Source organism: Pelagimonas varians, from assembly GCF_003208435.1.
GTDB classification, from domain to species: domain Bacteria; phylum Pseudomonadota; class Alphaproteobacteria; order Rhodobacterales; family Rhodobacteraceae; genus Pelagimonas; species Pelagimonas varians.
Genome location: NZ_QKMF01000007.1, coordinates 73,960 through 87,746, shown reverse-complemented (window position 1 = coordinate 87,746; position 13,787 = coordinate 73,960). Strand labels below are relative to the sequence as shown.

The following is a 13,787-nucleotide window of genomic DNA, read 5'->3' as shown; positions in this document are numbered from 1 at the left end:
GTGGCGGGGTAAGAGGGGCAAAAGCCAAATGTGGCCAAGGGGGCAGGCGTGAGCAATTCCGAAAGTTTCATCGAAGAAGTCACAGAAGAGGTCCGCCGCGACCGCTTGTTTAATTTTATGAAGCGTTGGGGCTGGGTGCCCGTACTCGGTGTGGTGCTGATCGTTGGCGGCACAGCGTGGCGCGAGTATCAAAACGCAGCTGAAACATCAGCGGCACAAGCGTTTGGCGATGGTATCCTGACCGCGTTGGAAAACGAAGACAGTGCGGCGCGCGTTACTGCGTTGGACGATTTGGCTGCACCGGGCGCGGATGCGCAGGCTGTTTTGCAGATGTTGATTGCCGCCGAAGAGGGCAGCAATGGGGATGATGCAGCAGCTGTAGAACGTCTGCAAGCGGTCGCAAACAATACCGACGTGCCGCAGATTTACCGCCAGATTGCCAGCTACAAGGCCATGGCCCGCGGCGCTGACGTTCTGCCTGTGGATGAACGCCGCAGCGGATTCGAAGCACTGGCGGTTCCCGGTCAGCCCTTGCGGCTTTTGGCCGAGGAGCAATTGGCATTGATCGAAATAGAAACCGGCGACAAAGACGCGGCTTTGACCCGTCTGCAAGCGCTCGTGGTTGATTCCGAAGTCACGTCAGGCTTGCGCAGGCGCGCAAGTCAGTTGATTGTTGCACTGGGCGGTTCGATCGAACAAAGCTAAGCCAGATGACTGGTAGGAAGGGGCAAAACATGTCGCGCAGGACAAAAATGCTTGGATTCGTTGGTGTTGTTGTTGGGGCTTTGGCCCTGTCAGGGTGCAACACCAAGCAAGAAGTTTTGGCCGGTGAACGTGTAAACGTCCGCGATGTTTTGCAAGAGCAAGGGACTGACGGTGCGGCATTGACCGAAACCGGTTCCCGCGCAATTTCGCTTCCTGCAGCACAGTCAAATACATCTTGGAGCCAAAGCCCGGTATCCCCCCATGTTCGGACCTCCCATGCGGCTTTGGCCAGCACGCTTTCACCGCTTTGGTCCGTTGATATTGGGGCCGGTGACAGCCGCCGCAAACGGTTGAACGCCACTCCAGTTATGGGTGATGGCCGGATTTATGTGATGGATGCCGAACATGTGGTCCGGGCTGTTTCGACCTCGGGCACCGTGCTGTGGAGCCGGGATTTGACGCCACTTCGTGAAAAATCACACGAAGGACAGGGCGGCGGTTTGGCCTTTGCCGAAGGCAAATTGTTCGTAACTTCTGGCTTTGGTGTGATGGTTGCGCTTGATCCAGCGTCGGGGAATGAAATCTGGAACCAGCGTTTGGGCGGCACCGCATCCGGCGCGCCAACAATTCGCGACGGTGTTGCCTATGTTGTGGCAGGTGATCAGGTCGCTTGGGCAATCGAGGCGGATTCCGGCCGGATGCGCTGGCAGATCGAGGGCAACGGTGACGTCAACAATCTGGCTGGTCCCGGCGCGCCTGCAGTGGACGACAAATATGTCGTCTTTTCCTACGGCAATTCTTCTATTCAAGCAGCCTTTCGCAAGGGTGGCTTCCGCGTTTGGAACGCAGATATTTTGGGACGCCGAAACGGGATTTCCCTGACCACCGTGGATGGCATCACCGGTGTTCCGACGATCGTCGGGGACACTGTCTATGCGGCCAACCATTCTGGCCGTATGGTGGCTTTGTCCCTCTATGATGGTGCCCGGGTGTGGACCGCGCAACAAGGCGCGCTTGGTCCGGTTTGGGCGGCGGGTGGATCGCTGTTCTTTGTGTCAGACCAGAACAAACTTGTTCGGCTGGACGCGGCAACCGGCGAAGAAATCTGGCTAAAGGACCTTCCGGGCTGGGTGACACGGCGCAATCCCAACAAAAAGCGGGATCGTAGTTATGCCAATTTGGGGCCAATTCTGGCGGGTGGTCGCTTGATCGTTGCTGGAAGTGATGGCCAGATTCGCAGCTTTGCGCCGGAAGACGGCTCGCTGGTCTCCTCTGTTGAGATCAAAGGCGGTGCAACGACGAGACCGATTGTGGCGGGCAACACGCTGTATGTAGTATCTGGCGACGGGGTGCTGCACGCTTACCGATAGGCACGGCGCCGAAAACTCTTACAAGAGTTTTGAAAATTCCGTCTACGGAATTTGGCGTTGCGTTTGTGTCAAAGCCAATGCCAGATTATCTGGGGTTTCAAGTCGTCTGGAAATAGTCTAAGCGAACCACTTGATCCCGGAGACCCCTGCATGAGTTTTACGCTTGCCATTGTCGGCCGCCCCAATGTGGGTAAGTCGACGCTGTTTAATCGCCTAGTCGGAAAACGCCTCGCGTTGGTCGATGACCAACCGGGTGTAACGCGTGATTTACGTGAAGGGGATGCCAGAGTTGGCGATATCCGCTTTACGGTGATCGACACCGCGGGCCTTGAAAACGCCAATGACGAATCGCTGCCTGCCCGCATGCGCCGCCTGACAGAGCGCGCTGTGGATATGGCCGACGTCTGCCTGTTTCTTGTCGACGCCCGCGCCGGTATTCTGGCCGATGATATTGTGTTTGCGGAAATCTTGCGCAGGCGGGCCGGAAAGGTGATTTTGGCCGCCAACAAGGCAGAGGGTGCCGCTGCCGACGCCGGCGTGATCGAGGCCTACAGCCTTGGCCTTGGTGAACCGATCCGCCTTTCTGCCGAACATGGCGAAGGGTTGAATGATCTGTATTCCTTTTTGTTGCCGATAGAAGAAGAATTCAAAGCCCGCGCTGACGCGAACGCCCCAGATATCGAAGTCGAAGTCGGAGATGATGATCCGGACGCGCCGCGTCCGATCACGGCGGACAGGCCTTTGCAAATTGCCGTTGTTGGCCGTCCGAATGCCGGCAAGTCGACACTGATCAACCAGATCATCGGCGAAGAACGCCTTCTGACCGGCCCCGAAGCCGGGATCACCCGAGATGCCATTTCCGTTCAAAAGGAATGGGATGGGGTGCACATGCGGATCTTTGACACTGCCGGTATGCGCAAGCGCGCCAAAGTGCAAAAGAAGTTGGAAAAACTATCGGTTTCCGATGGCATCCGCGCGATCAAATTTGCCGAAGTTGTCGTGGTCTTGCTAGACGCCGAAATCCCTTTCGAGGTCCAAGACCTGAAAATCGCCGATTTGGCTGAACGTGAAGGCCGCGCCGTGGTTATCGCGGTCAACAAATGGGACATTGAAGACGAAAAGCAAGAAAAGCTGCGCAATATGCGAGAGGCCTTTGAACGTCTCCTGCCGCAGCTGCGCGGCGCGCCTTTGGTTACCGTCTCTGCCCGTACCGGCAAGGGACTTGATCGCCTACAGGCGGCCATTATGAAGGCGCATACCGTTTGGAACCGCCGCGTTTCCACCGGAGAATTGAACCGCTGGCTGTCCGATATGATCGAACGGCACCCGCCGCCCGCACCGCAGGGCAAGCGGATCAAGTTGCGGTATATTACACAGGCCAAAACCCGTCCGCCGGGCTTTGTTGTCATGTGTTCGCACCCTGACAAGCTGCCAACAAGCTATTCGCGCTATTTGGTCAACGGCATGCGCGAAGATTTTGACATGCCAGGCACGCCGATCCGCTTGGTTATGCGCGGCCAAAGCGATCAGAACCCGTTCAAGGGACGGCGTAAAAAGAACGCTGGCGCGCTTAAAAAGCACTTGGGCAGCTTGCCAAAAGCTAAAGACTAGCGCCCCTCATCGGCAGATCAGCTGGATGTAATCAGGTACAATAAAAAAGGCGCGCCCAGAATTGGACGCGCCTTTTTGTATTGTAACGGGCGTGGTTTAGGCCAGCACGCCATCCGCTGTCAGCGTGGTTTTGCCGCGCAAATAGGGAACCAGTGCAGCGGGCAGCGTGACTGAGCCATCCGCCTGCTGACCGTTTTCCAAAACCGCAATCAAACACCGCCCAACCGCAAGACCCGACCCGTTCAGCGTGTGCAAAAACTCGGGCTTGCCACCGTCGGCGGGGCGGAACCGTGCATTCATCCGGCGTGCCTGAAAATCACCTGTGGTCGAAACCGAACTGATCTCGCGGTAGGTGTTCTGACCGGGCAACCAGGCTTCGATGTCAAAGGTGCGGCGTGCGCCAAATCCGGTGTCCCCGGTGCATAATTCAACTGTGCGATATGGAATGTCGAGCCGTTCCAGGATCCCCTGTGCACAGCCCAACATCCGTTGCTGCTCAGCGTCCGATTGCGACGGATGGGTGATCGAAACCATCTCGACTTTTTCAAACTGGTGCTGACGCAACATGCCAGACGTGTCTTTGCCAGCACTGCCCGCTTCGGAGCGGAAACACAGCGTGTGCGCAGCCATGCGGATCGGCAGGGTGCTTTCGTCCAGAATGTCGCCTGCAACGGTATAGGTCAGAGGCACTTCGGAGGTCGGAACCAGCCACCAGCCGTTTGTTGTCTGGTAGCTGTCTTCGCCGAATTTCGGCAGCTTGTCGGTGCCATACATCGCTTCGTCGCGCACCAGCACCGGCGAATTCATCTCGGTCAGACCGTTTTCATCAACATGCGTGTCGATCATGAATTGCGCCAGCGCACGGTGGATGCGGGCAACAGCGCCCTTTAGCATGACAAATCGCGCGCCGGAAATCTTGGCGGCCAGCTCGAAGTCCATGCTTGCGGCAACGCCCGCCAATTCAAAATGCTCTTTGGCCTCAAAATCGAGCGTTGCCGGTGTGCCCCATGTGCGAACTTCGACGTTGTCGTCTTCGTCTGCACCGTCCGGTACATCGTCATAGGGCAGGTTCGGAATCACCGACAGTTCATACTGCAGTTTTTCGTCCAGCTCCTTGGCGCGGGTCTGCATATCGGCCACTTCGGCCTTTTTCTCGGACACAAGCGCACGCAGCCGTTCGAATTCGGCGTCATCGCCCTTGGCTTTGGCGGCACCGACTTCCTTGGCGGCTTTCTTTTGATCGCTTTGCGCGGTTTCGGCAGCCAAGATCGCAGCACGGCGTTCCGCGTCCAGTTTCAGCAGCGGAGATGATGCATTTTCGATCCCACGGCGCGAAAGAGCCGCATCAAAGGCAGCGGGGTTGTCACGGATGGCGCGGATGTCATGCATCGGTCTCTCCTAAAGGCATATTGAGTCGTGACGGGCTTATGCCTCAGAATATGCGACGAGGGTAGGGGGAGCCTGTTATTCGGGAATGTCGATGTCTATTGTCATTGTCCATTTGCGCCACTGGACTTCGAAGTCGCCAAAACTTAGTTCTTCCTGCGGCCAATGGTTTAGCTTTGAAACACCGTTTGGAAGTCGTGTAGTGTCGTCTCCAAATACAGTGTCCAAGTGATCCGCAATATGTTGGAGCTGGCCAAAGTCCGATCCTTTAACGGCTGAACCTTGCAAGTTGGCCATCGTTAGGTCGGCATCTTCGCAAATGACAATACCTCTCAAGTGAACCATTCTTATATCTGCGGCTGCGAAACTAGTTGATTTCATGATTGCCCCTGTGAGGTGGGCTTGTGTCAGATCACATCCTTGGAGCTTTGCTCTGTTGAGCTTTGCCCCTGTAAAATCTGCTTTGGTGAAGGTTGAAAAGTCAAGAACCGCGCTTTGCATTATCGTTCCGGTAAAAAAAGCAAAGGAAGCACTTATTTTGTACAAGACGGCATTTTTCATATCTGCATGGCAAAAGCTGGCGTTTTCTAAGGATGAATGACTTAGCAAGGCACCCTGCATCTGTGCGTGATCGAAATTTGCACTTGGATAGCTGAGGCGCTTGAGATCCATTGCTTGCAAGTTTGCCCTGCGCAAATCGATTTCTAGATTTTGCGAATAAACCCCGTTGATATCTGCCAACCGACCAAGCATTTGAACGGCGTTTTCTATGTCTGAGCGGGCAATCTTCAAGGCCTTTGCCCAGTCTTTGAGCTTTTTGATATCGTCGGTGTCCGGGGTCTTTTGTGCTGGATATTCCTTGGACAACTCCCGCACATAAACACTCAACAAACGTGACACCCGGCCCGCCTCTGCCGGTTCTTCGCGCACCAACCCTTCGAGCCGATCAATGGCAGCGTTGCGCCTGACTATGTCGTCTTCCCAAACCGTTTCCCATTTGTTTTTACCAACTTTCTTTGACACTTGACGCGTGGCGTGTAGATCGGCGGCGGCTTCGGTGATTTTACTGTTGAACAGCGCTGCTTTGGCGGTGGCGGTTTGCTCCATGGTCAGGCGCACTTTGTTCAATGTAATCGGCAATGCAATGACGCCGCCAAGGACCGTGGTCAGCGCGGTGAGTTGCACCAACCGGAAACGCCAATCCCATACACCGTTAGAATCGGTGCGGTTAGGCAGTTCGTGCCACAGCACATCCCAAATCAAACCAAACAAGCCACAAACCAAAATTGCGAACAATCCGAGCCATAGCAGAGCCAGCAGCAAGAAAAGACCGGGGTTCATACCATCCAGACCATAGATTTTCAGCTGCCGTTCAATCGGGGCGGGCCCTGTTCGGTCCATCGCGGACAATGCCCCAAAGACTACAAGGATCGCTATTGCGATGCCACCTAGGCCAAGCAGCCCCCCAAAACAATTGCGCGGAGATCGGGAGCGTCACTGATTCAGTCATCTTATGCCTCTGAATTCGAATGTGGTTCATCTTATTGGGGTGCAGGAAATAGATCTACCCGTTGGTTTTCCGTCGATGCGGATCGGTTGGGTCAGCCACATTCTTTGTACGGCCCGAGATCAGGAAAGTTTTAGACTTTTAATTCCGTATTTTGAGACAGCATTAAACTTATTGGGAAATGAAAGAGGGTGACGGTCAGAACGGGCCGCTTTGATGAAATTCAAAAAGGAGTGACGGTGCTCAAAGAGGCACCCAACAGTCATATGTCCAGCATTCTAACGAACAACGGTGCCATGGTGGCACTGCAAACACTCAAAACGGTCAATGCCAGCATGGCAGAAACCCAGTCCCAAATTTCGACCGGCAAATCCGTGGCCAACGCCAAGGACAATTCGGCGATCTGGGCGATCTCGGCTGTCATGACCTCGGACGTGGCCAGCTTTAAAGGGATTTCCGACAGTCTCAACCTTGCGCAATCCACTGTTGCGGTTGCCCGGCAAGCTTCGGAAACTGTCACCGATCTGTTGACGGATATCAAAGGCAAGATCGTCGCCTCGCAAGAGGAAAACGTTGACCGCGCGAAAATCCAGACAGACATCGTGGCCCTGCGTGAACAAATCGGGGCCGTGGTTGGCGCGGCGCAGTTTAATGGCCTCAACCTGTTGCAAAACAATACCATTGACGCTGAGAGTGTGAACGTATTGGCATCGCTTGACCGCACTGGCACTGGGGTCGCAGCATCCAAGATTTCTGTCGCACGGCAGGACCTTAATTCGAACGAAGCGACCGCGGGCACGATGGGGACGAACATTGGTAGCACCAACGCAATTGCGGATGGAGCAACCACTGACGCCTTTACGCTCACCGGTACGCCAGAGCCGGGGATGTCATATGAGATGACGGCAGGCGGCGGCGTGGCCTTTACATCTGATGTGGCCTACGTGGCGCGGGATGGCGATACATTGCAAGATGTGACCGACGCCTTGATCGCCAAACTGAACTTTCAGGCGACCGTTGACGGGCTTGACGTCACCTTTGAGGAAAACGCCACAACTGCCGGTCAGGTCGATATGACCAACAACTCGGGCGCATCAATCACAGTTGCGGCAGCAGATGTCGCCCAGTCTACGGATAACACTGAAAACGACGGCACGATTGGCGGCAGTCTGGAAATGGTCGATGACTTTGACGTGACCACAGGGGCCGGGGCGGATGCTGCGCTGGTCGCGATTGAATCCATGCTGCAAATTGCAATCGAATCCGCCGCCAACTTTGGTTCTGTTCAGGGCCGGATTGAAACCCAATCCAATTTCATTTCGGGGCTGACCGATGCGCTGAAATCCGGAATCGGATCACTGGTAGATGCCGATATGGAAGAGGCTTCGGCGCGATTGCAGGCCATTCAGGTGCAGCAACAATTGGGGGTTCAGGCGCTTTCGATCGCCAATCAGGCTCCGCAACAGCTGTTGTCGCTCTTCAAATAACCTGAGGCTGAAATCCACAGCCATACACCATGGCGCAAGGCGGGCTTTCGGGTCCGCCTTGGCAATTTGATGCTGTAGTTTTGACCCAGCTTGCGAAAAGACAGCCTTGAGAAGCTGGACTTGGCTTTCAGGCCCGGTTGTCATCTTGCATCCCCCCCATGCAAAGCATAGGTTCCGCCCGACGTTCGCGGGGGCATGCCCCCGCTTCTTGCATAGGAGTATCCCATGGATCAGCAGACCATATCTTCTTTTGTCATGATGGGTTTGATTTTCGCCATCATGTACTTTCTTCTTATTCGCCCTCAGCAGAAGAAGATGAAGGAACACAAAGCCATGGTCGAAGGCCTGCGCCGCGGTGACCAAGTGATCACCCAAGGTGGGCTGATCGGCAAAGTTGTGAAAGTCAAAGACAGCAACGAAGTCGAAGTTGAAATCGCCGACGGTGTCAAAGTACGTGTTGTACAATCGACCATCGCTCAGGTGACATCAAAAACCGAACCTGCCGAAGGCTAATCCAACATGCTACAGATTGATCTCTGGAAGCGGATTGTGATCTGGGGGACGGTTGTTATTGGGCTGGCGCTTGCGCTGCCCAATGCCTTCTACACCAAGGTCGAAACCGCAAATGACGCCGCCGCCGCGATTGAGCTGGGGGTGGACACCACGGAAAACCGTGAAATCGCGGGCACTTGGCCTTCGTTCCTGCCATCCGGTCTGGTCAATCTGGGGCTTGATTTGCGCGGTGGTGCGCATCTTTTGGCCGAGGTTAAGGTCAACGATGTGTACGAAGCACGTATGACCGCGCTTTGGCCGGATGTCCGTGATGCGCTGCGCGGCGAACGTGCCACCATTGGTACCATTCGCTGGAATTCCGAAGCCGTGAAAAACGGCGAACTTCGTGTGCAAATTTCCAAGCCCGAAGGTATGGCGCAAGCGCTGACCATCGTGCGCGGATTGGCGCGACCCGTTGTTTCGCTGACCGGCGCAGGGGCCACGGACCTTCAAGTCAGCGGCGATGGCAACGAGATTGTTGTCACCCTGTCCGAGGCTGAACAACAAGCCACCGATGAACGCACGCTGCGCCAGTCGTTGGAAATCATCCGCCGCCGGATCGACGAGGTTGGCACGCGCGAACCGACAATCCAGCGCCAAGGTGTTGACAGGATTTTGATTCAGGTGCCGGGCATTGGCTCCGCGCAAGAGCTTAAAGATCTGATTGGTACAACCGCACAGCTGACGTTTCAGCCTGTTGTTGGCCGTGCTGGTTCTGCGGATGGTCAAGCCGGTGTCGGCAACGAAATTTTGCCTTCGGTTGACGAAGAGGGTGTTTTCTACATCCTTGAAAAGACCGCGGTGGTGACGGGCGAAGAACTGACCAACGCCCAACCGACTTTTGATCAAGGCGGTCGCCCTGCGGTGAACTTTACCTTCAATCCAACCGGCGCGCGCAAATTTGGCAACTATACTGCCGAAAACATAGGCTCGCCTTTTGCGATTGTTTTGGACGGCGAGGTCATCAGTGCCCCCGTAATCCAAAGCCACATTCCGGGTGGATCAGGTATCATCACGGGCCGCTTCTCGGTCGAAGAAAGCACGAACCTCGCGGTTTTGCTGCGTGCAGGTGCGCTTCCGGCGCAGTTGGAATTCCTTGAAGAACGCACAATCGGGCCGGAACTGGGACAAGACAGCATTGACGCGGGCAAGATCGCCACAAGTGTCGCCTTTGCTGCGGTTTTGATCTTTATGGCGCTTAGTTATGGCCGTTTCGGGATCTATGCCAATATTGCACTGACCATCAACGTTGGTTTGATTTTTGGTGTCCTTAGCCTGATTGGAGCCACGTTGACGCTTCCCGGTATCGCCGGAATCGTTTTGACGGTTGGTATGGCTGTGGACGCAAATGTGCTGGTGTTTGAACGTATCCGAGAGGAACTGAAAACAGCCAAAGGCCCGGCGCGTGCGATCGAACTGGGCTATGAAAAAGCGCTTTCAGCGATTATCGATGCCAATATCACCACCTTTATCACGGCGGTTATCTTGTATGTCATGGGCTCAGGTCCGGTGCGCGGCTTTGCCATCACCCTTGGCCTTGGTATTTTGACATCCGTCTTCACCGCGATTTTCGTCACACGGCTTTTGATTGTCATGTGGTTCGAAAAACGCCGTCCCAAAAAGATTGAGGTGTAACATGCGACTAAGATTAGTTCCTGAAAACACGTCTTGGGATTTCTTCGCCCGTTCAACAGTCTGGCTCGGTATTTCCGGCCTGATGATGGTTGCGGCAATGGTCAGCTTCTTTTGGCAAGGTCTGAATTACGGCATCGATTTTCGCGGCGGTACCACTATCCGTACCGAAAGCAGTCAGGCAATTGACGTGGCCGCCTATCGGGCCGCTCTGGCCGAATTGAACTTTGGCGATGTTGTTATCTCCGAAGTCTTTGACGTGAACTTTGCAGAAGACCAGCATGTTGCCATGGTACGGATTCAAGCCCAAGACGGGCAGGAGTCGGTCAAAGGCGATGTGATCGACGGGGCCCGCACGGCCTTGAAGACGGTTGCCCCTGATATCCGGTTTGTATCCGTCGAATCTGTTGGCCCCAAGGTATCGGGTGAGCTGATCAAAACGGCGGCCACAGCGGTTGCTTTGGCGATCGCCGCTGTTTTGTTCTACATCTGGCTGCGGTTTGAATGGCAGTTTGCTTTGGGCGCGGTTGCGGCCCTTGTGCATGACGTCGTTCTGACAATCGGTGTCTTTTCCGAGCTGCAAATCCGGTTTGATCTGGCGATCATCGCGGCACTGCTGACCATTGTGGGCTATTCATTGAACGACACTGTAGTGGTGTTTGACCGGGTGCGTGAAAACCTGATCAAATTCAAATCCAAGGACCTCAAAGAGGTTTTGAACCTGTCGATCAATGAAACATTGAGCCGGACGTTTATGACATCTGTGACCACTTTGCTGGCATTGATTTCGCTCTATGTGCTTGGCGGTGACGTGATCCGAGGCTTTGTTTTTGCAATGATCTGGGGCGTGATTGTCGGGACTTATAGCTCGATTTTTGTGGCTTCGGCCATTTTGCTGCGCCTTGGCGTCAAGCGGGATTGGTCCAAGCCTACAGACACCACCGGCAACCAGTTCGGCGACGTGGATGCCTGATTTTATATCCAGCCTGGCTTCAACTTCGGGGCTGGGCTGGATTATCTTGGCCGCATTCATGAGCGGCCTGACACGCGGTTTTACCGGCTTTGGAACAGCGCTTGTGTTCTTGCCTGTGGCTGCCCAATATCTTCCCCCCATTGCAGCGATTTTAACGCTTACCTTCATGGATGTCCTCAGCCCGTTGCCCTTGTTGCGCCGGGCTTGGGGGGATGCTGCAAGGGTCGATCTGCGGCGGTTGCTGATTGGAACCGTGTTGCTGTTGCCTGTTGGACTTTGGATATTGGGGCAGGTGCCTCAGGACATTTTCCGGTTCGGTGTAAGCGGTCTGGCAATCGGTATGCTTGTGGTTTTGATCCTTGGGCTGCGCTATCGCGGCGAGGTGCGGGCAGGCATGGTCTACGCGATTGGTGCCGCCGCCGGTTTTTTGGGCGGGACAGCAGGATTGCCCGGTCCTCCAGTGATTTTGTTCTATATGGCCCGACCTTTGCCAACTCAGGTGATCCGCGCCAACACGCTGCTGTATCTGTTTGGTTATGACATTTTGCTGATGATCGGGATCGCCGGATTTGGCCGGATGGAGCTGAAATGGGCTGTGCTGGGCGTTTTTCTGGCGGTTCCGGGGATGCTTGGCAGCTGGATAGGCGGAAGGCTGTTTCGCCCCGGATATGAGCGTATATATAGAGCTGCAGCCTATGCGGTCATCGCCGCTTCTGCGCTGTCAGGCCTACCGATCTGGAGTTGAGGATACACTATGGAAGTCAATGAAATGTCATTCAACGATGCGGTGCCCGTCGATGGCTATGGTCCGGGGTTCTTTCGGGTCGCCAATCAGGTGTTCAATGGCCCGCTTTTGTTGACCTCGACCGGTGTGTTGCCATGGCGCGGGATGGATGATCCGGACGCCTTACTGGCGCTGGTTGGCCAGATCGACGTGTTGTTTGTCGGCACCGGTGCCGAAATTGCCCATATACCCGCCGATTTGCGCAGCACCCTTGAAGAAGCCGGTCTTGGGGTTGAGGCCATGAGTTCGCCTTCTGCCTGCCGTACGTTCAATGTCTTGCTGTCCGAAGGTCGCCGCGTCGCAGTGGCTGCGTTGCCTGTCTAGGACATTGGCAAGGCGCTTGATAAGGGTCAATGCGCTTTGCCGCTTTGCGCATTACGAACCCTTCGGGTAAGGGGAAGCCATGGAACTGCAAGTCAAAAATCTGGCCGTGGCGCGGGGCGGAGTTCCCGTTCTCGAAGGGCTGTCGTTTTCACTGACCGCCGGTCGGGCCTTGGTGCTGCGTGGGCCAAACGGGTCCGGTAAAACCACATTGCTGCGCACCATCGCCGGACTGCAACCGGCGCTTGAGGGCGACATCACCGGCGCGGGTGAACGTATCGCCTATGCGGCCCATGCGGATGGTTTGAAAACGGCGCTAACAGTGACCGAAAACCTAACGTTCTGGGCGCAGGTCTTTGGCAATACCGATATTTCACAGGCTTTGGCCGGATTTGACTTGCTAGGTTTGGCAGAGCGTCCAGCCGGATCTCTGTCGGCGGGACAAAAACGCCGCCTTGGCTTGGCACGGCTTATGGTCACTGGCCGCCCTGTTTGGGTGCTGGACGAGCCAACCGTGTCACTGGACGCAGCGTCTGTGGCCCTGTTCGCCGAAGCTGTACGCGGGCATTTGGCGACGGGCGGGTCGGCTTTGATGGCCACCCATATCGATTTGGGGCTGGACGAGGCGGATGTTTTTGATGTCGCGCCCTACCGCGCCGTTCCAAGGGTTTCAGCCGTCGATGAGGCCTTTCTATGATTGCGCTGTTAACACGGGATTTGCGCCTTGCTGTGCGGGCGGGCGGCGGTTTCGGCCTTGGGTTGGCTTTCTTTTTGATCGTTACGGTTCTGGTTCCGTTGGGCGTTGGCCCCGAAACCGCGTTGCTATCAAAAATTGCCCCCGGCATTTTGTGGATCGGTGCCTTGCTGGCCTGTCTGTTGTCGCTAGACCGGATTTTTGCGTTGGATTTTGAAGATGGCAGCATCGATTTGCTTGCCACAGCCCCCTTGCCGATGGAGGGGATCGTCACCGTCAAAGCCCTTGCGCACTGGTTAACCACTGGTTTGCCGTTGGTTTTAGCCGCGCCCGCTTTGGGTGTGCTGCTCAGTCTTCCGCAGGGTGGTTACTTCTGGGTTGTGGTGTCGCTTGCGGTGGGGACACCGGCGCTGTCGGTGATTGGAACATTTGGGGCGGCGCTGACCGTCGGTTTGAAACGGGGCGGTCTGTTGATGTCGCTGCTGGTGCTACCGCTCTACGTGCCGACTTTGGTCTTCGGGGCCGAGGTTGCGCGGCGCGGCGGCGAAGGGCTGACCGTGCAAACACCGCTTTTGATGCTGGCTGGAATCAGCTTTGGGGCTGTGGCATTGCTGCCCTTTGCCAGCGCCGCTGTTTTGCGTATTAACCTGCGTTAAATCAAGGACCACCCGCAGCCTGATATTGCACAAAGACCTCAACTCTCGCAGGGCAGGGCCCATAGAGAAAAAGTGATCACGGGCCAGCTTGCACCTTTGCGGAATATGA

Annotated in this window: 13 protein-coding genes; 11 read left to right on the top strand and 2 right to left on the bottom strand. The window is 55.6% G+C overall.

Annotation, left to right across the window (positions count from 1 at the left end):
* Positions 1 to 48 precede the first annotated feature (48 nt).
* From C8N36_RS11275 to der, 3 genes are all read left to right on the top strand, one after another.
* Complete coding sequence (locus C8N36_RS11275) at positions 49 to 705, top strand: tetratricopeptide repeat protein (RefSeq protein WP_097804692.1); 657 nt, start codon at positions 49 to 51, stop codon at positions 703 to 705.
* Between the two features lie 29 nt (positions 706 to 734).
* Complete coding sequence (locus C8N36_RS11270; RefSeq protein WP_245910791.1) at positions 735 to 2,075, top strand: PQQ-like beta-propeller repeat protein; 1,341 nt, start codon at positions 735 to 737, stop codon at positions 2,073 to 2,075.
* Positions 2,076 to 2,225: 150 nt separating this feature from the next.
* Positions 2,226 to 3,686, top strand: a complete 1,461-nt coding sequence (der, locus tag C8N36_RS11265; RefSeq protein WP_097804605.1) for a ribosome biogenesis GTPase Der — start codon at positions 2,226 to 2,228, stop codon at positions 3,684 to 3,686.
* 96 nt (positions 3,687 to 3,782) lie between these two features.
* Here the strand turns inward: der and serS are convergent, their stop codons facing one another.
* Both serS and C8N36_RS11255 read right to left on the bottom strand, forming a co-directional pair.
* The gene (gene serS, locus C8N36_RS11260; RefSeq protein ID WP_097804606.1) at positions 3,783 to 5,075 is read right to left on the bottom strand and encodes a serine--tRNA ligase; all 1,293 of its coding nucleotides are present in this window, start codon (positions 5,073 to 5,075) and stop codon (positions 3,783 to 3,785) included.
* 75 nt (positions 5,076 to 5,150) lie between these two features.
* A complete protein-coding gene (locus C8N36_RS11255; protein WP_170125857.1) occupies positions 5,151 to 6,179 on the bottom strand; it encodes a pentapeptide repeat-containing protein in 1,029 nt (342 codons plus the stop codon).
* Positions 6,180 to 6,845: 666 nt separating this feature from the next.
* Here C8N36_RS11255 and C8N36_RS11250 point away from each other — a divergent pair.
* From C8N36_RS11250 to ccmB, 8 genes are all read left to right on the top strand, one after another.
* The gene (locus C8N36_RS11250; protein WP_097804693.1) at positions 6,846 to 8,066 is read left to right on the top strand and encodes a flagellin N-terminal helical domain-containing protein; all 1,221 of its coding nucleotides are present in this window, start codon (positions 6,846 to 6,848) and stop codon (positions 8,064 to 8,066) included.
* Between the two features lie 225 nt (positions 8,067 to 8,291).
* The gene (yajC, locus tag C8N36_RS11245) at positions 8,292 to 8,579 is read left to right on the top strand and encodes a preprotein translocase subunit YajC (protein WP_097804608.1); all 288 of its coding nucleotides are present in this window, start codon (positions 8,292 to 8,294) and stop codon (positions 8,577 to 8,579) included.
* Between the two features lie 6 nt (positions 8,580 to 8,585).
* On the top strand, positions 8,586 to 10,253 hold the full coding sequence (gene secD, locus C8N36_RS11240) for a protein translocase subunit SecD (protein WP_097804609.1): 1,668 nt from the start codon (positions 8,586 to 8,588) through the stop codon (positions 10,251 to 10,253).
* 1 nt (position 10,254) lies between these two features.
* Positions 10,255 to 11,223 carry a protein translocase subunit SecF gene (gene secF / locus C8N36_RS11235; protein ID WP_097804610.1) on the top strand — a complete coding sequence of 323 codons (969 nt, stop codon included), beginning with the start codon at positions 10,255 to 10,257 and terminating at the stop codon, positions 11,221 to 11,223.
* On the top strand, positions 11,216 to 11,968 hold the full coding sequence (locus C8N36_RS11230; RefSeq protein ID WP_097804611.1) for a sulfite exporter TauE/SafE family protein: 753 nt from the start codon (positions 11,216 to 11,218) through the stop codon (positions 11,966 to 11,968). Before secF ends, C8N36_RS11230 begins: the two co-directional genes overlap by 8 nt.
* Before the next feature lie 9 nt (positions 11,969 to 11,977).
* Positions 11,978 to 12,331, top strand: coding sequence for an Mth938-like domain-containing protein (locus C8N36_RS11225; protein ID WP_097804612.1), 354 nt, complete (start codon positions 11,978 to 11,980; stop codon positions 12,329 to 12,331).
* 79 nt (positions 12,332 to 12,410) lie between these two features.
* Positions 12,411 to 13,025, top strand: coding sequence for a heme ABC exporter ATP-binding protein CcmA (gene ccmA / locus C8N36_RS11220; RefSeq protein WP_097804613.1), 615 nt, complete (start codon positions 12,411 to 12,413; stop codon positions 13,023 to 13,025).
* Positions 13,022 to 13,678 (top strand): heme exporter protein CcmB, encoded by a 657-nt coding sequence (gene ccmB / locus C8N36_RS11215; RefSeq protein WP_097804614.1) that lies wholly within the window; start codon positions 13,022 to 13,024, stop codon positions 13,676 to 13,678. Before ccmA ends, ccmB begins: the two co-directional genes overlap by 4 nt.
* Positions 13,679 to 13,787: the final 109 nt, after the last annotated feature.